The 22,967-nt window shown below is 69.4% G+C and carries 17 protein-coding genes and 2 pseudogenes; 11 read left to right on the forward strand and 8 right to left on the reverse strand.

Annotated elements, in window-relative coordinates:
• The first annotated feature begins 63 nt into the window (after positions 1-63).
• Positions 64-981: an RNA polymerase sigma factor SigJ gene (gene sigJ, locus ACFT32_RS03380; protein ID WP_382485282.1), complete on the forward strand. Its 918-nt coding sequence runs from the start codon at positions 64-66 to the stop codon at positions 979-981.
• Here sigJ and ACFT32_RS03385 read toward each other — a convergent pair.
• From ACFT32_RS03385 to ACFT32_RS03395, 3 genes are all read right to left on the reverse strand, one after another.
• The gene (locus ACFT32_RS03385) at positions 978-2,348 is read right to left on the reverse strand and encodes an MFS transporter (RefSeq protein WP_382485284.1); all 1,371 of its coding nucleotides are present in this window, start codon (positions 2,346-2,348) and stop codon (positions 978-980) included. The two genes, sigJ and ACFT32_RS03385, sit on opposite strands and share 4 nt — an antisense overlap.
• 213 nt (positions 2,349-2,561) lie before the next feature.
• Positions 2,562-2,651: a putative leader peptide gene (locus ACFT32_RS03390; protein WP_106434236.1), complete on the reverse strand. Its 90-nt coding sequence runs from the start codon at positions 2,649-2,651 to the stop codon at positions 2,562-2,564.
• 37 nt (positions 2,652-2,688) lie between these two features.
• Positions 2,689-3,588, reverse strand: a complete 900-nt coding sequence (locus ACFT32_RS03395; protein ID WP_382485287.1) for a dihydrodipicolinate synthase family protein — start codon at positions 3,586-3,588, stop codon at positions 2,689-2,691.
• 174 nt (positions 3,589-3,762) lie between these two features.
• Here ACFT32_RS03395 and ACFT32_RS03400 point away from each other — a divergent pair, with 174 nt between their 5' ends.
• On the forward strand, positions 3,763-3,990 hold the full coding sequence (locus ACFT32_RS03400; protein WP_382485289.1) for a hypothetical protein: 228 nt from the start codon (positions 3,763-3,765) through the stop codon (positions 3,988-3,990).
• On the opposite strand, the gene ACFT32_RS03405 is transcribed toward ACFT32_RS03400, so the two are convergent.
• Positions 3,968-4,516 (reverse strand): GNAT family N-acetyltransferase, encoded by a 549-nt coding sequence (locus ACFT32_RS03405; protein ID WP_382485291.1) that lies wholly within the window; start codon positions 4,514-4,516, stop codon positions 3,968-3,970. The two genes, ACFT32_RS03400 and ACFT32_RS03405, sit on opposite strands and share 23 nt — an antisense overlap.
• Before the next feature lie 81 nt (positions 4,517-4,597).
• On the opposite strand from ACFT32_RS03405, the gene ACFT32_RS03410 reads away from it, so the two are divergent.
• Positions 4,598-5,032 (forward strand): VOC family protein, encoded by a 435-nt coding sequence (locus ACFT32_RS03410; RefSeq protein ID WP_382485294.1) that lies wholly within the window; start codon positions 4,598-4,600, stop codon positions 5,030-5,032.
• 228 nt (positions 5,033-5,260) lie between these two features.
• Complete coding sequence (locus ACFT32_RS03415) at positions 5,261-6,445, forward strand: type III polyketide synthase (protein ID WP_382485297.1); 1,185 nt, start codon at positions 5,261-5,263, stop codon at positions 6,443-6,445.
• A gap of 82 nt (positions 6,446-6,527) precedes the next feature.
• On the opposite strand, the gene ACFT32_RS03420 is transcribed toward ACFT32_RS03415, so the two are convergent.
• Positions 6,528-8,699, reverse strand: coding sequence for a SpoIIE family protein phosphatase (locus ACFT32_RS03420; RefSeq protein WP_382485299.1), 2,172 nt, complete (start codon positions 8,697-8,699; stop codon positions 6,528-6,530).
• A 176-nt stretch (positions 8,700-8,875) separates the two neighbouring features.
• Positions 8,876-9,112 (reverse strand): hypothetical protein, encoded by a 237-nt coding sequence (locus ACFT32_RS03425; protein ID WP_382485300.1) that lies wholly within the window; start codon positions 9,110-9,112, stop codon positions 8,876-8,878.
• 392 nt (positions 9,113-9,504) lie between these two features.
• Here ACFT32_RS03425 and ACFT32_RS03430 point away from each other — a divergent pair, with 392 nt between their 5' ends.
• The gene (locus ACFT32_RS03430; protein WP_382485303.1) at positions 9,505-10,002 is read left to right on the forward strand and encodes a DUF4396 domain-containing protein; all 498 of its coding nucleotides are present in this window, start codon (positions 9,505-9,507) and stop codon (positions 10,000-10,002) included.
• Between the two features lie 44 nt (positions 10,003-10,046).
• Here ACFT32_RS03430 and ACFT32_RS03435 read toward each other — a convergent pair.
• Positions 10,047-10,939 (reverse strand): annotated as a pseudogene (locus ACFT32_RS03435) (aminoglycoside phosphotransferase family protein).
• A gap of 222 nt (positions 10,940-11,161) precedes the next feature.
• Here ACFT32_RS03435 and ACFT32_RS03440 point away from each other — a divergent pair.
• From ACFT32_RS03440 to ACFT32_RS03450, 3 genes are all read left to right on the forward strand, one after another.
• Complete coding sequence (locus tag ACFT32_RS03440; protein WP_382485305.1) at positions 11,162-12,073, forward strand: MerR family transcriptional regulator; 912 nt, start codon at positions 11,162-11,164, stop codon at positions 12,071-12,073.
• A gap of 170 nt (positions 12,074-12,243) precedes the next feature.
• A complete protein-coding gene (locus ACFT32_RS03445) occupies positions 12,244-12,882 on the forward strand; it encodes an RNA polymerase sigma factor (protein WP_382485308.1) in 639 nt (212 codons plus the stop codon).
• Positions 12,879-13,913 (forward strand): CU044_5270 family protein, encoded by a 1,035-nt coding sequence (locus ACFT32_RS03450; protein ID WP_382485311.1) that lies wholly within the window; start codon positions 12,879-12,881, stop codon positions 13,911-13,913. Before ACFT32_RS03445 ends, ACFT32_RS03450 begins: the two co-directional genes overlap by 4 nt.
• A 306-nt stretch (positions 13,914-14,219) precedes the next feature.
• Here ACFT32_RS03450 and ACFT32_RS03455 read toward each other — a convergent pair.
• Positions 14,220-14,384, reverse strand: a pseudogene (locus ACFT32_RS03455) (pirin family protein); the annotation flags it as partial.
• Positions 14,385-14,648: 264 nt separating this feature from the next.
• Between ACFT32_RS03455 and ACFT32_RS03460 the strand changes: the two are divergent.
• From ACFT32_RS03460 to ACFT32_RS03470, 3 genes are all read left to right on the forward strand, one after another.
• On the forward strand, positions 14,649-15,632 hold the full coding sequence (locus ACFT32_RS03460) for a tyrosine-type recombinase/integrase (protein ID WP_382485313.1): 984 nt from the start codon (positions 14,649-14,651) through the stop codon (positions 15,630-15,632).
• An 873-nt stretch (positions 15,633-16,505) separates the two neighbouring features.
• Entirely contained in the window at positions 16,506-21,905 is a 5,400-nt protein-coding gene (locus tag ACFT32_RS03465; protein ID WP_382485315.1) for a hypothetical protein, read from the forward strand.
• A gap of 359 nt (positions 21,906-22,264) precedes the next feature.
• Positions 22,265-22,582, forward strand: a complete 318-nt coding sequence (locus ACFT32_RS03470; protein WP_382485317.1) for a hypothetical protein — start codon at positions 22,265-22,267, stop codon at positions 22,580-22,582.
• The last annotated feature ends 385 nt before the right edge of the window (positions 22,583-22,967 follow it).

The raw sequence follows: 22,967 nt of genomic DNA on the forward strand, positions 1-22,967 counted from the left end.
AGGTCTCACCGGCTCGACGACGCGGGCCCGCGAAAGGTAAGGCGAGGGGGGGCGGCCGGAGCCATGGGGAGTGTCGGGACGAGGACGGCTGAAGTGGCCGGCGAGCGACGCCGACTGATCAACGTCGCTTACCGGTTGCTGGGTTCGGTGACCGAGGCGGAGGACGCCGTACAGGACGCCTACGCGCGCTGGTACGGGCTGTCACAGAGCCGGCAGGAGGAGATCCTGTCCCCCGGCGCCTGGCTGACGACGGTGACCGGCCGCATCTGCCTGGACCTGCTCGGCTCGGCGCGGGCCCGCCGTGAACGCTATGTCGGCGCGTGGCTGCCCGAGCCGCTGCCCGACCGCACCGAGTGGGACCGCGCGGGCGGCGCCGACGCCACCGGCCCCGCGGACCCCGCCGACCAGATCGTCCTGGACGAGTCGGTCGCCATGGCCTTCCTCGTCGTCCTGGAGTCGATGACGCCCGCCGAGCGGGTGGCGTTCGTCCTGCACGACGTCTTCCGCTACCCGTTCGCCGAGATCGCCGACGTTCTCGGCCGTACCCCCGCGGCCTGCAAGCAGCTGGCCGCCTCCGCCCGCCGGCGGGTGGACGTCACACGTGCTCCGGTGCCGGCCACCGGCCGGGCCGACGTGGTGCGGCACGTCAGAGAGGCATGGGAGACGAAGGACATCGCGGCCCTCGTCGGACTCCTCGACCCGGCCGCCGTGATGACCGCCGACGGCGGCGGCATGGTCGGCACCGTCCTGCACCCGGTCGAGGGCGGTGCGCGCATCGCCCGGTACATGGTCGCCATCGCCGACAAGGCTCCCGGGCTCGAACTCCTGGAGCGGTTGGTCAACGGTGTGCCGGGCCTGGTGGCCCGGCGCGCCGGCGTCGTCATGACCGTGGCCGCGTTCGACGTCTCCGACGGACGCGTCACCCGCATCTGGGCGATCCGCAACCCCGAGAAGCTAGGGCCCTGGGCACAGGAGGACTAGGCGGCCCTCGCTCCCCCTGTGGCCGATGACTGCGTCAGGGACGCCGGTCCGGTCGGGACATGCAGGTCCTCGTCCCGCAGCCGGCCGGTCGCCCACACGCTGATCAGGCCGGTCAGCGCCAGATAGCCACAGGCCCACCACGGACTGCCCGAACCGAGTGCCAGCAGGGCGGTCATGATCAGCGGGGTGATGCCGGAGGCGAAGATGCCGGACACCTGGTAGACGAAGGACATGCCCGTGTACCGCACCGGGGTGGCGAAGAGGGCGGCGAACAGGGTGCCCTGGGCGCCGTAGAACCAGGCGTGCACGATCCCGAGTGTCACGATCAGCGCCGCCGCGAAGGCCCAGGTCCCGCCGGTGCCGAAGAGCCAGAACGCCGGGAAGACCGAGACGGAGAAGGCGGCCATGCCGGTGAGGTAGACCCGGCGGGCTCCGTGGTGGTCGGCCGCCGCCCCGGACACGGGTATCAGCACGGCCATCACCAGCGCCGCCGCGGTGACCGCGAGCAGCACCGGCGTACGGTCCAGCTTCAGCGTTCCGGTGGCGTAGGTGATGGCGAAGACGGCCCAGGTGTTGAAGGCGGCCCCCTCGCCCCACCGGGCGAGCATCCCGAGCAGGACGTGCCGGCGGGCCCGCGGCGCACGTGTCAGCTCCACCAGCGGCGCGGAACGCGGCAGTTCCTGAAGGCGGCGTACGGCACGGAAGGCCGGCGTCTCGTCGATCTTCAGCCGCACGGCCAGTCCGACCACGACCAGCACCAGGCTGACGAGGAAGGCGATCCGCCATCCGTAGGCGAGGAACGCCTCGTCGCTGAGCGCGTCGCTCAGCAGCGCGAACACGCCGGTCCCCAGGGCCAGTCCGAGGGCCAGCCCGATCTGCGGGCAGCTGCCGAACCGGCCCTTGCGGCCGTCGGGCCCGTATTCCACGGCCAGCAGCACCGCCCCGGCCCATTCCCCGCCCAGCGCCACGCCCTGTGCGACCCGCAGGACCAGCAGCAGCGCGGGGGCGAGGATGCCGACCTGCTGATACGTGGGCAGCAGACCGATCAGGGCGGTGGAGACGCCCATCAGCCCCATGGTGAAGGCGAGGGTGTGCTTACGGCCGATCCGGTCCCCGATGTGCCCGAAGAGCAGACCGCCCACGGGTCGGGCGACGAAGCCCACGGCGAACGTCGCGAAGGACAGCATCGTGCCGACCGTGCCGTTGGACGTCGGGAAGAACAGCTTGTCGAAGACGAGCCCGGCGGCGGTGCTGTAGAGGAAGAAGTCGTACCACTCCACGGTGGTGCCCAGCAGACTGGCGAGTACTACGGTCCTGAGCCGGGAGGGGGCGGGGGCGTCCTGTAGGGACAAGGCATGCGCGGACATGTGACTCCGAGTGGGGTGCGGAGACGGCGTGCGGCATGCCGACGCGGAGACCACGTCCGGGGACGCGGACGCGTCGGAGCGCGCAAAGGGCGCGTGAAAAAGGGATTGGCCGCAGCCCTGGCCGGTGCGCATGGTGCTGTGGGGGACGCGGACGCGCCGAGGCCGACGACCCGGTGGCCCTACGCCGCCGGGGAACTCATGGGCTCTTGGTCGTCAGCCGCGACAGGTCGCGCTGGACTGGCGGCACAGATCGACGTGCAGTCGTCCCACGAGGATGTCGGCGGCAGCGGTCATGCCTGGCATTGTGCGTGAGTCACCCCGCCGAGCTCAAGTAGGCCGGTCACGCGCTCGCATCCAGGGCGAGGTCCTCCAGGACGGTGACGAGTCGGCGTCGGGCGTCGGAGGGCAGGCCCCGCAGGGGCAGCGGGAGATTCGGCTCGGTCACGAGGCCCAGCCGCGAGGCGGCCGCCGACATCACGCGCAGGCCGCCGTACTGGCGGAAGAGCTCCCAGAGGGGCTCCAGCCGCTCGGAGTGAGCCGTGGCCCCCGCGGCGTCACCGGCCTGGGCGGCGCGGGTGAGGGCGAGGGCGGTGGCCGGGAACAGGCCGCCGGCGACCGAGTACCACGCGTCGCACCCGGCGTTCAGTCCGGCCGCCGCCGCCCAGTCGCCGCTCACACCGACGCCCACCGTGTCCGGGAGCAGCGCCCGCAACGTCGCGACCCGCTGTCGCGCGGCCGCCGGGTCCTCGGGCACCGGCGGGATCTTGACCGCGGCCACGTTCGGCAACTCGGCGATACGGCCGTGGAGTTCGTCGGTGAAGTGGACATGAGTGGTGCGCGGGTTGTCGTACACGCACAGCGGCACCGACAGCTCACGGGTGACGCTCTCGTACAGGCCGAACACCTCGTCGTCGGTGAGGGGCTGATACGTCATCGGGGCGAGCAGGACCGCGGACACGCCCGCCTGCTGCGCGTCCTCGGCGAAGGCGAGTACCTGCGAGGTGCGCAGTGCCCCGATGCCGGCCATGACCGGCACACCGTCGGCGGCCCGGACCGCGAGCCTCGCCACGCGGGCGCGCTCCTCGCGGGTGAGGTAGGCGTAGCCGCCGGTGGAGCCGAGGGCGCCGATGGAGTCGACGCCCGCGGCGGCGAGGCGGGAGACGAGGGCGCTGAACGCCCGCTCGTCGATGCCGTCTTCCGTCGTGGGCGTGAGGGGGAAGGCGCTGAGGCCGCGGAACATGGAAGGACTCCTCGGTGTGTGTCGGCTGTCGGCGAGGCTTGTCGGGGCGGGGGCTGGGGCGGGCAGAACAGGTGAGGTGGAGAGCAAGCCGGGAGAACATGACGCCATGGGCGTCGGCGTGGACGAGGCTCGGATGTCGACCCTGTTCGCCGCGGTGAAGCCGGTGTGTACGCCGTGGACGACCAGGGTACGGTGATCGCCTGCAACCGGTGGGCCGAGCATCTGCTGGGCTACGACAACGGCATGACCCGCCTGCGCCAGCACGTCACCGCCACCGTCACCTGCCGCTGCCCGAGCTGTGCGCGAAACTCGCCGAGGAGCTCGGTGAACCCCCGCGACGACATCACCCTGATCGCCGCGCGCACTCCCAACACCGCGATCAGGCAGGAACCTCAAAGATGAGTTCGAGGCCGTCTTCGTCGTCCCATTGCTCTCCGACCTCCACGAAGCCGAACCCGGCGATCGTGGCCAGGGACGCCGTGTTGTCGGGACTGATCGTCGCCCGCACGATCCTGACGCGGGCTTCGGCAGCGGCCCGCTCCAGCAGCGCGGTGAGTATCGCCCTGGCGTAGCCCTGACGACGGTGGGCGGGGACCACCGTGTAACCGAGCTCCACCATGCCCGCGTCGTCCGGCGGACCGTGGAACCCGGCATACCCCACGACGGCCCCCTCCGGCTCGGCCACCACGGCCTGCGTGAGCCACCCCGCGCAACCCGGGTCCGCGTCCAGCTGACCGACTCGATACCGCCACACCCACTTCGCCCTGTCGGTGAGGAAGAACTCGGGGAGGGCGACACCGGCTTCGGCACCGGCCTGAGCCAAGTCGTCCTTCAGCAGGGCGTTCATGGCCGTGCTCGACAACTCGACGAATCGCACGGACTTGGTGCTCGGGGGGACTGAGGTACGGCGCTCGGCTTTGTCTGTCACAGCGCGAATGGTCATGGAGAGCGCATGGCATGTCCAACGAATTAAGCGGCGGCCGGGCCGGTAAAACGCTATGGTGCGCCGATGTCATCGATCAAGCAGTTCCAAGTCACCTTCGACTGTGCGGAACCCGAGCGCGTCGCTCGCTTCTGGTGCGAGGTGCTGGGGTACGTCGTACCGCCGCCCCCGGAGGGGTTCGCCACTTGGGATGAATTCAACCGCTCTCTGCCTCCTGCGGATCAGGGTGCGTGGTTCGCATGCGTCGATCCCTCAGGTGTGGGACCGCGACTGTTCTTCCAGCGCGTTCCCGAAGGCAAGGTCGTCAAGAATCGGGTGCATCTCGACGTGCGGGCCGGCACCGGACTCGTGGGGGAAGAGCGCCTGGCCACGCTTGAGGCCGAATGCGCACGACTGGTAGCGCTCGGCGCGGTACGCGTGCAGCTCCTGCCCGCCGACGACGACAACGAGTCCTGCATCGCGATGCAGGACATCGAGGGCAACGAGTTCTGTCTCGACTGAGGGACCTTCGGGGGGCGAGCAGCGGAGTGTGCGCCATGTCACGCATGGCAAAAACGACCTAAGTTGCCCAGATCACAGCGCAAATGTCCAATTAGCGTCCATTCTCGGAACGGCTACCGAAGCCCGAAGTGGAGCGCACCGAAATGGACTTGGACACACCGCGCCCAAGTGATCCATGACACAGCGTTCGTGATGCTCCACCTCGCTCCCCCGAGAAAGGTGCCCATCATGGCCGCTTACCTGTGCCCGCCCGCCGTGATCCACGGCGAGCACACCGTGAAGACCAGCCAGATCGTGACGGAGGTACGCGGCCGGCACCCGCACACGGCGTGGGCGCCGCGGATCGACGCCATCGCGGCCAGTACGGGCATCGAGAACCGCGGGTGGATGCTGCCGCTGGAGACCGCCGTCGCGCCCGGCAACGGGAGCGGCCTGCCGGCTGCCGGCATCGGGCCGGCCCGCGAGGCGCTGGCCGGAGACGGGTTCACCGAACAGGACGTGGATCGCGTGATCGCCGCCCTCGAGGCGATACCCGCGCCGCAGACCGTCCAGGAGCGCACCGCGCCCGCCTGGGCGGCCGTGCGGTCCTGTGGGGAGCGTGCGGCGCGCGGGGCCCTGCAGATCGCCGGGCTGGACGCCGCGGACGTCGACTGCTTGATCACCAGCCACTCCACCACCCCGGCGCTGCCGGGGCTGGACGTCGCCCTGGCCAACGACCTTCCGCTCCGGGGCGATGTGATGCTGCTGCCGGCCACACAGTGGGCCTGCGTCGCCGGGACCCGCTCCCTGGCGCTGGCGGCGGATCTCGTGGCCGCGGACCCCGACCGGGTGGTCCTGGTCGTGATCGCGGAGGCACTGAGCACGACCTACCAGCCCGCGGACGACACCCTGGAGTCCTTGATCGTCCGGTTGCTGTTCGCCGACACCGCGGTCGCCGCGGTGGTCACGGGCCGTCCGAGGCCCGAGTCGGTGCTGCGGCTGGACGCCGCCTGGCACCACACCCTGCCCGGCACCCAGGATCTGCACCGCCTGGAGACCCGGGAGGACGGCACCCACTTCGTGATGGACCGGCGCGGGCCGCGCGCCGTACAGGAGACGGTCACCGCGATGTGGGAGTGGCTGCGCGTCCGCTACCAGGACGACCCCGGCTCCTGGCACCCCGACGTTCTGCTCGCGCACCCCGGCGGGACGCGCGTGCTGGAATACATGGAGCAGACGATGCCCGACGGGTGGCCGTCGGGGCTGCTGGACTACAGCCGGGAGAGCTACACCAGCGGCAACCGCGGAGGCGCCGCCGTGTTCGACATCCTGCGCAGAGCGCACGACGCCGGGCAGGAACGCGGCAGTCGTGCCGTCCTGTACGCGGCGGCCCCGGGCCTCACGGCCACCGCTCTGCAAGGAGAGTGGCTGTAACCCGTACCGGCGGTCGGGCCGCCCGTACCCGCCGGTGGCGCCGCCCGACGAGCGCACGTCACCCGGCCCCTCCGCAGCCGTGTCACCTCGCGGCTGTCGCCACGGACGCCCAGACCACCTTTCCGGTGTCGGTCCACCGCACCCCCCACCGGGTGGTGAGCCCATGCACGATGTGCAGGCCTCGGCCACCGTCGTCGAGGAGCGCGCCCCGGCCCAGCCGGGGCCTGCCGTTGCCGGTGTCGCCCACCTCGCACAGCAGCCCGTGACCGGCCCTGATCAGCCGTATCGTGATGGGTCCTTCGGCGAAGCGGACCGCGTTGGCGACCAGTTCACTGACCACCAGCAGCACGCTGTCCCGGGTGTCGGCTCGGGTGCGCCATTGCGCCAGCAGCGCGGAGACCAGCTCACGGGCCCGGGCGGCCGCGTCGCCGCGGGCGGGCAGCCGCCAGGTCGCGGTGTCCCCCTTGCGGTAGCCGATCATGCGCGCGAGCAGCAGGGTCACGTCGTCGCGCCGGCGCACCGGCGCCAGCTCGGAGACCACGCGCCGCGCGGCCTGCGGCAGGGCGTCCCAGGGGTGCACGGTGGACACGACGTCCGCCAGCCTGCCGATGCCCTCGTCGATCGACAGGGCGGGGTCCTCCACCAGGCCGTCGGTGTAGAGGGCGAGCAGCGAGCCCGGGGGGACGTTGAACATGTGCACGTCGAACGGCTCCCGCAGCGCGAACTCGGCGCCCAGCCCGGGGTGCGGGCGTACCGCGACAGAGCCGGCGGTCCCCTCCGGGGGCACCAGGACCGGGGGGAGGTGGCCGGCGCTGGACAGCGCCACCTGGTGGCTGACCGGGTCGTAGACGGCGATGCAGCAGGTCGACCCGAGGGCGCTGTAACCGGCCACCAGCCCGGACTCCGTGTCGTCCAGCAGCGTCACGGTCTCGTCCAGGTGCTCCAGCACCTCGTTGGGCGCCAGCCCCGCGGACAGCAGCGCGCGGGCCTCCATGCTCAGCTGTCCCATGGTCGCCGCCGCTCCCAGGCCGTGCCCGACGACATCACCGACCACCAGCGCGGTACGGCCGTCCGGCAGCGGAAAGCTGTTCACCCAGTCACCGCCGACGCCCGCGCTGTCGGGAGTGGCGGGCTGGTAGACGCTGGCGGTCTCGATGGTGTCGCCGCCGGACCGTGGCAGCAGTCGGCGCTGCAACGCCAGGACCTGCGTGTGCTCGCGCTGGTGCTGACGGGCCAGGTCGACGTGATGAGAGGTCCTGGCAACCAGCTCCTGGAGGTCGAGCAGCTCGCTGTCGTGGAAGGGGCGGTCCGCCCGCCGCCAGACCTCGGCCACACCGAGAACGACGGGCGGCGCTCCGTTCAGAACCAACGGTATGTACGCCACACCGGCCGCCCGGTCGCTGGGCACCAGGGCACGGACCAGTCGCGCACTGCCGAGCGCCCGCTCGATCGCTTCCCGGTCGGGTATGACGATGGCCTGCGCGGCATCGTCACGCCGTATCGCCTGCGACAGCAAGCGGCTCGCGTCGCTGGGAAGATCGTCGCCCGGGGTCACGTAGCCGTCGGGCCATGCCCGGTCCGGCACCAGGGCGGCTCGCCGCAGCCGGATGCGCCGCTGCGGCTGCTCGGTGACCACCTCGCCCGTCCATACGGCGAGGTCGAGGTCGATGGCGGCCACGTCTCCCCAGGCCAGCAGCGACTCCGCCAGCGACTGCGCGGTCTCGCCGATGTCCAGCGAGGTGCCGATCGCGGTCTCGGCGGCGTACAGGTGCAGCCTCCTGGCCATGGCGATCAGGGAGACGGTCAGGCCCTCCTGAGGCGCCGCGGCGGCCAGGATGCTCATCGACACCACCAGCTCCGAACCGTCGCCGCGCCGCAGGCGCTGGACCCGCGCGACGTGCGGCTCACCGGTCTCGAGGACCTGCCGCAACCGCCGTGTGACCGTCGGTACGTCCCAGGGAGGCAGGAGGTCGACGAAAGAGCTCCCGATCACGGCCTCCACCCCCGCGAAGACGGGGGCGCCCAGATTGCAGCGGGTGATTCTCAGCTCCCGGTCCAGATTGACCGCGCCGAGGATCTGCTCCTGACGGCCGGGGGCCGGATGGGCGGGTACGCGTGGGCGAGCGGCGCTGTCGCCCTGCGGGTCGGCAGAAGCGGCGGCCGCTGCCGCCCCGCCCCGTGGGATGTACTGCCCCAAGGCGCCGCTGACCATGTCGAACGGCGACGCGGACGAGGGGGAGGGGGTGGAGTCCATGCGGATCTCTCAGCTCGCTCGCCAACCCCGGCACAGCGCCGGGGCCGTGCCAGAACCCGGGCGACAGGGCCCCGAGATTCCTGACCGCACACCTCATTCAATAACACCCGGGGCCGCTTCGCCCACACCAGCGGATCGCAGGGCGAGCACGGACGGTGAGGGAAGGCGACGTTCGGTCAGCGAGCCGGCCAGGGCACGCACGGCCGACGGGCAGTCCGGCTGTCCTCGATGTGGGTGCCGTAGGTGCTGAAGACCGTGTGGGGGAAGACCAGCAGCGCGTAGAGCTGGATGATCGCGGCTTCCAGGTCGGGGATGACCAGCCGTCCCTGGTCCGCGAGCGTGCGCAGGGCGCCGGCCACAGCCGACCTGCGGATGTTCACCCGGCGTCCGGTGTTCGCAGGCGCATTCCTCATACTCATCGCCACCGCGCTGCTGATCGCGTACTTCTTCCTCGGCTCGGTCTACCTCCAGCACGTCCGCGGCTTCACTCCACTGAAGACCGGCCTCGTGTTCCTTCCGGCAGCCGTGGCCACCGGCCTCGGCGCAGGGCATCGAGTCCCGCTCCGCCGGCGGCTTCACCGACGCCTGCACGGTCTGCGCCATCGCGGCGGCGGCGAGTGCCGTGGTGGCCCTGGGGCTGGTACCGCGCGGCAAGCCGCGGCTGAGCGGAGGGCCGCAGGTGCACTGACGCGGTATGCGCGGTGGGCGTCCAGAAGCCCTGGCGATATACCCCAGGGGGGTATATGGTTCCTGGCTGTGGGGCTCAGGGAATGGGCCGCACTCAACGGGAATGGGGAAGAAGGCCATGGACCACACCGCTCACCACGCCGGCGACGTGCACGGCCACGCGGGCCATGACGGCCACGCCGGAGTGTCCTGGGGAATGGCGCTCAAGGCGACGCTGCACTGCCTGACCGGTTGCGCCATCGGCGAGATCCTCGGCATGGTCATCGGCACAGCCCTGATGTGGGGCAACGTGCCCACCATGATCCTGGCGATCACGCTCGCGTTCCTCTTCGGCTACTCCTTCACGCTGTTCGCGGTCCGTCGCGCAGGCCTGGACTTCAAGACCGCGATCAAAGTCGCGCTCGCCGCCGACACCGTCTCCATCGCCGTGATGGAGATCGTCGACAACGGCATCATCGCCCTCACGCCCGGCGCGATGGACGCCCATCTGTCCGACGGGCTGTTCTGGGCGGCGCTGCTCGGCGGCTTCGTGGTCGCCTTCGTGATCACAACGCCGGTCAACAAGTGGATGATCGGCCGAGGCAAGGGCCACGCGGTCGTCCACGCCTATCACTGACAGTCAGCGAGTGCATGACCGGGCTCAGTCGATCCTCGCCGGCGTCAAAGGCCCTTCAGGACACGATCAAGTGCGGACCGGCCTGCGGGCCCCCAGTTCGGCTTGCCGCCGGGCAGGCGTCGGTCCCCGTTCTGGCCCATCAACATCAGGAACAGGCTCTTCATCGCGGCCAGTCCGCGAGCCCGTAGTACCGCTGCCTCGTCCGCCTGTGCGTAGCGGTTGAAAAACCGCGGGGCGCCGCCCGCGGGGAGCAGCAGCCAGGCGGCCGCGAGGTCCCACGCCGGGTCGCCGGCGACGAGTGCGCCGAAGTCGACGATGCCCGCCAGTGTCCCGTCCGCGACGACGACGTTCGCGGGATGCAGGTCGCCGTGTACCCACACCGGTGGGCCCTCCCATCCCGGGGCCGCCACGGCCTCGCCCCAGACTTCACGGATCTCGTCGGCGAGGTCGGTAGGGGCAACGGCCTGGAAGAAGTGCTCGAAGCCCTCCGCGCAGTCAGGTGAGCGCCGAAGTCCGAAGCGGTCGGCGCGTCGGCGGGCGCCTCCACGTGCAGCGCCCTGAGGAAACCCGCCAGCGCCTCAGCCGCGTGGTCGCCGCGAGTGATCGAGCCGTGGTCCAGCGGCGTGCCCTCGACCCATGTCATGACGGTCCAGATCTTGGGGAAGCGCCCGGACGGCGCACCGTCCCGTAGGGGGACAGGGATCGGCAGCGGCAGGCGCGCGGCCAGAGTCGGCAGCCACCGGCGCTCCTTGAGCTGCAGATCGGGGCTCGTGTCCATCCGCTGCATCCGGACGGCCAACTCGTTGCCGAGGCGCCACATTTGGTTTCCCCAGCCGCCCGCCACTTCGCGGATCGGCAGTTCGGCCAGGTCCGGATGCTGTTCCCGAAGCAGGTCGCGGACCAGATCCTCGCTGATCTCATTCTCGGATTCGATCACGCCGAGAAACCGTACTTGAGGTGGGCGGAGGCCACCTTGCACTTTGGGAGATTTTGCTCTCCGGCTGGATTTCCCGAGATTCCCGAAGAACCCGCAGGCAGCTCGGGCTCCGCCGACGGTCGCCTCGTACGGCGTGCAACTCGTCCCCGAGTGGCGCGAGACACGCGGCCGGGCATCGGCAGACTTGAGTTTCCAGCGGCTGGAAGGTCCAGGATCTCGCCCATGGACGACGAACGCCCCGACGTGCTCACCATCGGCCGGCTCGCGCACCGCACCGGACTTCCGGTGCGTACCCTGCGCTTCTGGTCGGACGAGGGAGCGGTGCCGCCCGTGGCCCGCTCCCCCAGCGGCTACCGGCTGTACGACGCCGAGTCCGTGGCCCGCGTCGAGCTGGTGCGCACCCTGCGGGAGCTGGGCCTCGGGCTCGACGACGTATGCCGCGTCCTGAGCGGCCGCACCACGGTCGCCGAGGTCGCCGACGCGCACGTGGCCGCGCTCGACGCGCGGATCCGCTCGCTCAAGGTGAGCCGGGCCGTCCTGTCGACCGTGGCGAAACGGGGTTCGACCGCTGAGGAGACAGCACTGATGAACCGGTTGGCGCGGCTCTCCGCCGCCGAACGCAAGCAGATCATCGACGAGTTCAAGGAGGAGGTGTTCGGCGGTCTCGACGTCGAGCCGCGCCTGCGTGACCGCTTGCACACCTTGAGCATCGAATTGCCCGACGATCCCACACCTGAGCAGGTCGACGCCTGGATCGAACTGGCCGAACTGGTGCAGGACCCCGGGTTTCGCGCCCGGCTGCGCACATGGATGGAACTCAACACGCCCGCACCGGGACAGGGTCGTCCCCCGGGAGCGTCCATCTGGTGGGCCAGGCAGGTCGTGCAGACCGTCGTAGAGGTCAGAAAGCGGGGGGTCGCTCCCGAAGGGCCGGCAGCGGTCGAGGTGCTGTCCGAGCTGTTCGGCAGCGCCGATCGGGCCGCCGTGCTGCGCAGCCTGGAGGCCGGGATCGAGGCAGGCGCGGAGCGCTACCGCAGGCTCGTCGCCCGCGTGCGCGGGCAGGAGTCATCGCCCGACGCGACCGAGGAGCTGGAGTGGCTGGCACAAGCCCTGCGCGCCGCAGATCAGACCTGACCGGCCGTATTTGTGCTTGTGCGCCACCATCGCAGGCCATGCCGGAGGAACGTACACGGGTGCAGGGGGGGGCGGCGGCCCCTCCGAGCGGACCGTGAACCCTTTGCCGTCTGCCGGGCAAGTACGGGTGAACGCTGACCCGCCCACCCACGACACCCCACGGACCGTCCATGACTGATGCACCGTGTCGCCCCTCACCAGGGGACGGCGCCCCCGGAAGCGATACCGCGGACGGCGACGCCGCTCTGATCGCGGCGTCCATCGAGGAACCCGAGCTCTTCGCCGTGTTCTTCGACCGGCACGCGCCCGCCATCCACCGGTACGTCGCCCGGCGGCTCGGGCAGGACGCGGCCGATGACGTCACAGCGGAGACGTTTCTGACGGCCTTCCGGATACGCGAGCGCTTCGACGCGCAGCGGGCCGGTGTCCGGCCCTGGCTGCACGGGATCGCCGCCAAGCAGATCAGCCGGCACCGCCGCGAGGAGGTCAGGGCTCTGAAGGTCCTGGCCCGCACCGGCAGCGACCCGGTCGCCGAGAGCTGGACCGACTCCGCGGACGACCGCCTCGCCGCGCAGGCCGCGTCCCGCCCCCTGGCCGAGGCGCTGGCCAGGCTGTCCGCAGGTGACCGTCACGTCCTGCTGCTGTTCGCCTGGGCCGACTTCACCTACCAGGAGATAGCCCAGGCCCTCGACATCCCCGTGGGAACCGTACGGTCCCGGCTCAACCGGGCCCGCAGGAAGCTGCGCGCCGTGACGGAGGCGCACGGCCCGGTCCTCGAACCCCGTGTACACGAAGGTGGCCCCGCATGAACGAGCTGACCGCGCTCCGTGAACTGCGCGCCGAAGCCCCTCTGTCCGACAGTGACCGCCTCGCCCCCGCGCGGGCCCGGCTCACCGAGGCGTTCCGGGAGGAAACCCCGGGCGGCGTGCGGCATGTCCTCGCGCGTCGCCGGGTCGTCCTGGTGGGCGTCGCTGCGACCGCGGCCCTCTCCGTGACCGGCGGCATCGTCGCGACCCTCCCCGACGACACCCCCACAGACACCCCCGCCGGCCGTCAGCTCCTGTCGGCGAGGGCCTCCGCCGCCGCCCTCGAACTGGCCGCGGCCACCGTGGAGAAGACGCCGGTCGTCGAACCCGAGCCGAAGCAGTGGGTGTACGAAAAGACCACGGTCTTCGTCCAGGGCAAACCGCAGAGCGCGGAGTCATGGACCCGCTGGGACGGCACAGGCCACGCCAGACTGCCGGGCATTCCTCCGTCGGGCCCCGTCTCGGACTTCGACCCGAACGAGCTTCAGGTCTGGTACGGGCCCAACCAGGAGGAGAAATGGAAGAAGGAGGGCTACGACGACCGGTCCCAGCGGCAGTTCTGGCGCTTCCTCGTCACCCTGCCCGGCGACCCGGACCGCATGATGCGGCGCATCCGTGAGGAGCACGCCATCGGCGACATCGCGGGCGAGACACCCGCGGAACGCGACTGGCGGGAGATCCACGTCCTCTACCGTTCCGTGCTCATCCCGTCCAACGTCCAGGCGGGGCTGTTCCGGGCACTGGCGAAGATCCCGGACGCCCGCGTGACGAAGGGCGTCAAGGATCCCCTCGGCCGTGCGGCGATCAGCGTCAGCGTCCACTTCGCCAAGCGCACGGCGTCGGGCGCCCAGGGCACACAGGAGATCCTCTTCGACCCGGAGACCTACGCCTACCTCGGCGAGGCCGAACACGCCGCTCCGATCGAGCCGCCCAAGGGACAGAGGCCGTCCCGCCCCTCCGGATACGACTCCGCCACGATGGTCAGCGCCCGCGCCACCTGGGGCGTGGTGAACAAACCGGGTGCACGCCCCTAGCGGGCGCACTGCGCGGAACGGGCGCCCGGCATCGCGCCGGGCGCCTCTGAGCTATACCCGCTTGCCTACCGTCAGCCGAACAAGTGGCTGATGCCGCCTTGGCCGTCCGCTCCGTTCCAAACCACAGCCCCCAACCAGAACGGGAACCAGAACACCTGCGCCGGTAGGACGGGAGCGGCGATGAACCAGACGACGGGCAGGACAGCGAACAGCAGGCAGGCGGTACTCACAATTCGCGCATGAGTACCCGTACTTACGCGCTTCGCGGAGCAGGACGCCACGACGGCCGGGGCACAGATAAACAGGTCAACGCACCCGGCCCCGCGGCTTCAGCGCCACCGCCGGCAGTTCAGGGGCCGGCAGCGGAGCCCCGTCGTAGCCCTTCACCTCCCCGAACCGCGTGCCCTCCATCCAGTCACGACGCGCCTGCTCGATCTCCGCCTGAGTCCGGCCGATCCAGTTCCAGAACATAGCGGATCCTGCGCACATCAGTGCAGGTCAGCGGCATTCCGAACCGGTGAGGGTCAGCAAGTTGCCAGCATCGGTCGTGGAGGAGCAGCAACCATGGGGTCCGCTGTCCTGGTTCGTGGGATGGGGTCGTTTTTCAAGGAGTGTGAGCATCCGCGGTCGCGGTGGTCGAAGTGCCCTCACCCGTACAAGATCCGGTATCGGTCGGCGGCGGGGCGGCAGTTGGAGGAGTCCGGGTTCGCGACCCAGGACGCGGCCGTCGAGCGTTTGACGGAAATCTACAAGGCGAAGAAGGCGGCCCCGCGGGGCCATGCGAAGGCGGAGAGGATCGCCCGGTACGGCGCGATGCGGTTCGAGGAGTACGCTGGCGAGTGGAAGGCCGGCCAGCGGGATCTGGGGCCGGCCTCCGTGGTGCACCTGGAGTCGCTGCTGAACATCCATCTGCTGCCGCTGCTGGGCAGCCGGCGGATGAACACATTCGACCACAAGGTCGTCGAGGGCTTCCTGCAGACCCTGGAGCGCAACGGCATCGGCCTCGCCGCTCAGGCGAACGCCTTCGACAAGCTGAAGGCGATCCTGCTGGACGCGAATCGGCTCGGGCTGTTCGATGACAACCCGGTAGATGGTGTGAAGCCGCCGCAGTACGACCCCAAGCGGGTGGTGATTCCCTCACCGGAGCAGCTGCGGCAGATACGCACCGCCGGCGACGACAGCTTCCTGCTGGTCGCCGATCTGATGAGCGGGTGCGGCATGCGCAACGGCGAGGCGTTCGCGGTCAACCTCAACAACATCGTCGCCGACGACGTCTACCGCATCACCGAGCAGGTCAACCGGACCACCTGTCAGTACGAGCGGCTCAAGCACCGCAAGGTGGGCGAGTACCGGGACGTGCCCCTGCCCGCGCGGGTGCGGCAGACCATCGAGTGGTACGCCGACAAGCACGGCACCGTCGACGGCTACCTGCTGCGCCACCCCAGCGACCCCTCCCGGACCTTCCCGCACTACCACATCGCCAACCAGTGGCAGCGGATCAAGAAGGCCGGCCAGGTCGACATCCCCGAAGGGATGGTCGTCTACGGCATGCGGCACTTCTTCGCCTCCAACTGCCTCACCCACGGCATCCCCATCACCGACGTCGCCGAGTGGATGGGCCACAAGACCATCGAGATCACCTTCAAGATCTACCGCCACCTCATGCCCGGCTCCATCAGCACAGCCGCCAAAACCCTCAACCACCACCTCGCCGCATGAGGCTAGAAATTCAACCTGTAGGAGCCCTCGATGCTTGCCCCACGTATTGGTCCGATGAACCTGATCTTCAGACAATGTTTGTCCCTGGAGCAGGGCGAGGTCTGCTCGACGACGTAGGAGCTTGCCCGGGCCTTTGAGGTTCGGGGTGTCCTTACGGAAGGTCACCGCCTGGATGCGGCGGCGCAGCTCACCGCGCACGGTCTTCATGATGTGCGCTTGTCGCACGAAAGGCGCTCAGGCCGCCGTCGGGGCTGCCGGGCTCGTCCGGCGACGGGACGGACAGCCGCGGCCGCTTTTTGGCGCGCACGTGGGGCAGCCAGCGCGCGAGTCCAGTCGAGCTCGCCGGCCGCGTTGAGCTCGGCGAGCAGGATCTGCTGCAGTTGCTCGAAAGACTCCGGCGACCTGCCAGCGGTCCGGGCGCCGTGAGTAGGGCTGCCCCGTGTATGACTCCGTGCGCTGCTCGCCGTCATGGACGGCCTCGAACTCCAGTTGCTGCTCGACCCGAACATGGATCTGGTGGGTAGTTTCAACCGGTACCTCGACCACGCTTTGACCTGCTGGCGGGCCGGCACGCGACCGACACTCTGAAGAAGCGTACAGCCCGGTTGCGGGCCGAAGAAGAGATTTCCGGGTCCTGCTCGGCGTGAGTGCTGCATATCGAATGAGACCGCCTTGGTAGTGGACGCGACCCAACGCTGTTGTGGCGGTGGCTTGGCCCAGCGGGGCCCTGCCTGGGCAGCTCTGATGGGCCATCCGCGCTCAGGGGCCCAAGGGGCCGGGGTCCGGAGAAGGCGCGCAGACCCACCGTATTTCACAACCGCACATACGGTTCGGATGTCCAGACTGTTTGGACATCGAGGGTATGGTGGCGGTGTGACGTCAACCGGCGACCTGTTCCGCGGCACGCTGGGCGAGAACGCGTACAGGGCCTTGGAGGCCTTGGCCGAGACGGCCACACCTATGTCCGGCCGGATGGTCGCGAAGGCTCTGGACGTGTCTCCGACTACGGCGACAGCGGCGCTGGACAAGCTCCGAGAGGTCGGCTTCGCCACCGCAAGCCAGGTCGGGCGTGCCAAGCAGTGGCGCCTCAACACCGATAACGACGTGCTGCGCACGTGGCTGGGGGAGACTCGGGTGAGCGCCGCCGAAGCTCCGGCTCCAACCGGGATGAGCCCGTACGCGACAGGGGGCGGCGGCGTCACCTTCGAGCGCAAGGTCGCCGTCCAATACCTCGCCCATCTCCTCCTCGGCAATGGCGCGTCCGAGCTGGGCGACAGCCGGTCATTCGTCAGCGTGGCCTTTCAGAAGGCACCGGAACACTCGGTTGACGACCTTGTCATCCACGCGGCCTGTGCCGACGAGCCGGAGCCGTCCCTGGTGCTCGCCCTCGCCGTACGCCGCGCACCTGACCTCGTGCAGAGCAACGAGTCGAGCGCCAAGCTCATCTGCACGTTCGTGCAGGAGGTCCTCAACCCACCCACAGACGGGCCTGAACACCGGGCGGCTCTGGTCGTCGCCGGTCCGCAAGAGCACGCGGAGCAGCTGGCGGTACTCGCCGCCGAGGCAGTCACACAAAAGGATGCGCCCAACTTCTTCGGCCTCCTCCGGACGCACCGGAAGTTCCCCGCCAGCGTTCGCACGCGACTCACGCACATCGAAGAACTCGTCAAACTCGCACTGGCCACGCTCGGCACCGCCGACCCCAGCACACAACTCGTCGAACAGCGAACTTGGGAGTTGCTGTCACGGCTGACCGTGCTCATGCCCCGACTCGAGACACCGGACGAACTGGACTGGGCCCGAGTAACGAACTCCCTGATCTCCGTGGCCCGCGGCATGGACCTCTACGGGGCTACGCGGTTGCTGGAACGGCTCGTTGCCCTGGCTGACGAGTACTCGCCGAAGGCAGCCACCGTCGACCTGAGTCTTCTGCGGCGCGATGCGCACCAGGTCCTCGACTCGGCCACGCGTTACCACCGGCAGGGATGGAGGGCACTCAGCCACCTTCACGAACGCGCGCTGGCGTCGGTGCGCGACGAGATCGCTGCCGAGGACAGTCGCACGGTGCATCTTGACCGGAGCGATACGGCAAGTCAGCTGCTCCAGCTCGTGGAGTCCCCGCCGGGGGTTGTCGCGCACGGTGACTCCGGCGTGGGCAAGAGCGCCCTGGTCGTCCGCACGCTCACCGCCGCCGCACAGGACCCTGATTCCAGGCAGGTGGCGTGTATCAACCTGCGGCACCTCCCCCCGACCACTGTGGAATTGGAGTCCGTACTCGGCACCTCGCTCACCGCGCTTCTCGGCGAGCTGAGCGCCCCCCGGCGCCTCCTTGTCATCGACGGCGCCGACGCGCTCGCCGAGGGCATGCTGGACCCCTTCCTCTATCTGATCGACGCGGCTGTTCAGGCCGACGTCAAAGTTGTCGCCGTCACAGCGAACGACGCCCAACAAGTGGTCCGTGACACGATCAACGATCGTTGCGTCGGGGAGGTTGCCAGCTTTGAGGTACCCCTGCTGACCGATGCCCAGGTAGCCGAAATCGTCGCAGTCTTCGACGAATTGTCGGCCCTCGCGGCGGACTCGCGGTCACGTGAACTGCTGCGCAGACCCGTGGTGGTGGACCTGCTCGTCCGAGGAGGCGTGAAGACCACACCCCTCAGCGACGCCGATGCCATGCAGCAAGTGTGGTCGGGACTGGTGCTCCGCCAGCGTCCTGAACGCGGCACCCCGGACGCCCGGGACCTCGCGCTTCTCCGCCTGGCCGCCCTTGAACTCGGCCAAGGGGACCCCCTGGAGGTCATCGGAGCGATCGATCCCACAGCGCTGGCCGGACTCCGCCAGGACGGGGTACTGCGCACGCACACGGACGACCCGTTCGCCATCGGCCCGCAGTTCGCCCACGATGAAGTGCGCCGGTATGCGATCGCCCGGCTCCTTCTCTCGGCCGGCCACCCCACGGCGAGATTGGTCGAGGCCGGCGTGCCGCGTTGGGCGCTCAGTGCTGCACGCCTTGCCTGCCAGGCACTGCTTGCCGCTCCCGACACTCCGCGAGCCCCTCTGCGCGGCAGGTTCGCCCGCCTGCAGCAGGCCTTCGACGACCTGGTCGCGGCAGGCCATGGGGACCGCTGGGGAGACGTGCCCGGTGAAGCGCTCCTGACACTCGGAGCGCCCGACCCGATCCTGCGCGAGGCCTGGCTGACGCTGCGCGCCGAGCCCGGCACCGGCCTGCGGCGACTCATCCGTCTTGTGCACCAGCGGCTGCACAACGAAGCGGGACTGGTGCGGATCGCCGCAGCCGAGCCGCTCATCGCCCTGCTCCTCGACGACGACGAACCCTGGCGACAAGGCAAGCACGTGCAGGACATATTGCGGGACTGGCTCCACGCAGTCATCATCGCGGACACACCTGCCGGATATCCGCTCCGGGTCAGGCTGCACGACCGCCTGCTCGCCGCCTGCGCCGCTGCCGACCGCCGACTCAACGACGAGCAGGCAGCCGCGGCTGCGGCCAAAGCGGCCCTGTCACCGGATGAAGCCGAAGCCGAGCGCCAGTACCTGGCGAGGCAGCGGCTGCTCTCCATGGGAGACAGTCGTCAGCGCGAGCGCCGTCGTCGACGGCTTCAGCTCCCCCGTGAGATCACCGACGAACTCATGGTTGAACTGCTGGCACTGCTCGGCCCGGATCTCGGTGAGGACGGCGAGGCCGTGTTGCATCGCGTCGCGCGCGATGCGCCGGCATGGGCCGGTCCCGCCGTCGAGGAGGTACTGACCGGCCGGGCGCTGGCCATGTACCGGCGCGGTTTCCTTGCCGAGCTGACCGAGGCCTACTACATCAATGAGGACCAAGACGGGGCAAGACTCCACCAGTACGGCATCCGGCGCCATAGCGCTCGCAGGCTCGGAGTGGGCCCTCTTGCGGCCTGGTACCGCGGCCCGTTCATGCCGCTGTTCCGCTGGGACTTCCGCAACGGCGTCTCGGTACTGAACCGCATGCTCAACCACGCCGCATTGGCGCGCGCTCGCACCCTCGCAGGCGGTCACCGCCACGACAGTGTTCGGATCGACGACCACGACCTCGACGCTTACCGCATCAACCTCGACGTCGCCGGGGCGCGCCGGACCTACGTCGGAGACGAGCATGTCTGGCTCTGGTACCGGGGGACCGGTGTCGGTCCCTATCCCTGCATGAGCGCCCTGCAGGCGCTGGAGCAGATGTGTGACCAACTGGTCGAGGCGGACGTCCCCCTGGCCGCGCTGGTCGCCATCCTGCTCGAGGACTGCGAGAATCTGGCGATGCTCGGCCTGGTCGTCGGGCTGCTGGTTCGTCACCTGGAACACACCGACCGTCTGCTGGACCGCTATCTCACCGAGCCGGAGATCTGGCACCTGGAGTTCGCACGTGTCGTCCAGGAAGCGAACGGCTTGCGGGCAGCCGCTGATGGACTGGTGGCACCCGAGCGCCGGCAATGGTCAATGCGGGAAGCAGCCATGATGATGGTGCTGCGCGCCGACGATCGGCGAACGGACGAGTTGCGATTGATCGGACAACGGCTTGTCACAACGGCCAGGCGGCTGGCGGAGGAGGAACTCGGCGAGCTCGACGAGGTAGCCGTCCAGGAACAGCTCGCACCTGTGCGTGCCTGGGCCAGCATCCTCGACCGCAGCACCTACCAGGCGCAGCAAGTGGAAGGAGGCCTGCAGATCCAGAGCACGCCGCCCCAAGACGTCGCTGGAGCGCTGCAGGCACGGAACGTCGAAACTGAACGTGCCCACGAGGCCATTCGGCTCAGCGTCCGCTACTACATCGATCCCATGAACGGCAAGGACGAGGCCGTCGGCGCGGACGACTTGGTCTCCGACCTGGCTGTGGCCCAACAACTCCTCGAGAACCCGTCTGGCCTCGACCCCAGCGATCAGTGGGACGCACCCGCCGCGGTGGCCGCGACGGCACTCACCACAGCCATCGTGGACGGCGTCGACCTGCCCGTCGATGCACTGCGCTTCGCCGTCGACACACTCCTGCGCATCGGGGAGGGCGCGGCATCACCACGTCGATTCGAATCCGAGGAGTCATACTTCGAGCAGGGAGCGGACCGCATTGCTGCACGGGCACTGCCGCTCCTTCTTCTGCCCGCTGCCGCGGAGCTCCGCGCCCAGCTTGATGGCAAGGACGGCTTGACGACGTACCGTCAGACCGCTGCCGCAGCAGGCAAGCTGGCGCGTTCCATCGTCAACGAGGTTCGTGTACACCTGGCCCGTGGCCTCGACTGCGTTTGGCAGGCGGCGTGCCCAGCCGGAAACAGCACCTGCCATCACGAAACAGCCTTCCATCTGACGGTCGAGACGATGCGCGACTGCGTCCTCGGCGACTGGGATTCGGAGACCGGCCGGCTGAAGGTCGTCGCACTCGACGATCCCGTCGCGCACTCGCTCGCCGAAGCCACCGCCGACTCCATCTATGTAGACCGCCTCGATGCGGCGATCAGGGCCCTCGGCCCGGCAGCGACGGCGTCGATTTGCGTCTCGGCCCCCGCCCGCGAACTCCTTGCGGTACTCCTCGCAGCGCACCGCCGCGCGTTGCTTGCTGCCGAACACGACATGGACAGTCGCGGCACCCACGCCCTGATCGCGGCGCGGGCACTGCTTACGGTGGCAAGCACGGGCGAGGACGCACCCGTCTTCCAGCACCTCGACGCCTATGCCGACGACGCGACGCCCCTGGAAAGTTTCCTGTGCGCGCTGTCTTCCGCGGCCGAGGAGTCGGCGGACAGGGCAGCCACCGCACGACGGATGTGGCCGACGGTTGTCGCCCGTGTGATCGCGCTGCAGGCCTCCGGGCACACGCCCTTCGCAGGGCGGAGCGACTACCACTCGGCCCTGGCTTCGCTCCTTCCCAACCCTGCCCCCGAAACCGCTTACCTCTACCGGGAACTTCAGGGCGAGCCCATCGTCTGGTGGGATCCGCTGGCCTGGCAGGACACCGTCGCCCACTGGTTGCCCATAGCTCAGGGCCACGTCGCATGCGTGGATCAGCTCATCGCCTTTATCAAGCCCCTACCGGCCGAGGATCAGGTGCGCGTCGGCCTTCCGTGGGTGGCGAACCTTGCCCTCGCCGATCCCAGCCATGTCGCGAACCGCACTTATCTGCTCACGTCATGGCTGATTGAACTGCGCCAGGCTGTCGCCGATGCGGGCATGACAGCCGACTGGCAACGGGTAGTTGATGCACTCGTAGTTGCTGGGGTGTCACGACTCGCACCGTACTCTGAGTAACTGCGCCTGGAGCTCCGGCGCCTGTATGTGATGCGCCGTTGTGGTGTCGCAGGTAGGGCGTCGATGATGATGGGGGAGCCGAAGTGGGGAGCCCGGGCCCATGGACGGCCGTGATTACTGGCGGCTGTCAGGATCTGCAGCCATGGGTAAACGACGCAGTACTACCGAGGTGATGCTGTTCGGACTCGGCTGAAAGCCGAGTTTGTGTGCAGTTTCTCCAGCCCCGTCATGCGTTGGAAGATATGCGACTGTCCGATCGCTGCCAATGACGCTGCTCGGCGGAAGGACGCGTCCTGCCTCGACAGACGTGGCGTGTGACGGTAAGGGCGTACTGGTGTCCTAATGAGGCGAACGGCCCTGTGGCGTCGATGATCTCCGAAACGGAGCTCCCCAATGATCCGCCCGACGCGGTGTTCGCCGTCGCGTCCTTTCCCGGAGGCGCCCATCTCGTATACGACAGGCTTGGCCACGCCTACGCCGACGCGCCGCAGCACGCCATCGGCTTCTGGCCGGACGGCCCGGTGCTGTGTCTCGTCACCGGCCCCACAGAACCGACCATCCGTCACCTCGCCGGCGGGGGCACGGAGCCCGAGGTGATCCACCGTCCGGACAGCAACGAGCTGAAGGGTCTGCTGGTGCAGACCGGGGCGGACTCCCGACGATCCTTGCCCGATTGAGCCGTCGACGTGACGCTCGGAGGGGTTGTAGTTGGTGCGTGGGGTGGCGAGGTAGGCGGGGCTCAGGCACAGACCGCCCGTCGCGGCGTGCACACAGAGCCGCTCCTCGTTCAGCCAGTCGATGCCCCGTACCTCGCAGCCGAGCGCGATCCGGTGCAGCACCGTACCGGTGTCCGCGCGGAACAGGATGAGGCTCCGGTCGGAGGTGACGGTGGGCTGACCTGGTGTGTCGTTGGTTTGTTGAGTGCCGTTGCAGATGGCATTGACTGCGTTTGGCGGATGAGTCAGGTGAGGAATCCGATGCGGCCAGCGGTGCGTTTGGTGCAGGTGGGAAGTGTGGCGGGGGAGGCGCCTTTGTGGGTGGGTGAGGCGAGGTGGTTTTCGA

Source organism: Streptomyces sp. NPDC057002 (assembly GCF_042673825.1).
In the GTDB taxonomy this organism is placed as follows: Bacteria; Actinomycetota; Actinomycetes; order Streptomycetales; family Streptomycetaceae; genus Streptomyces.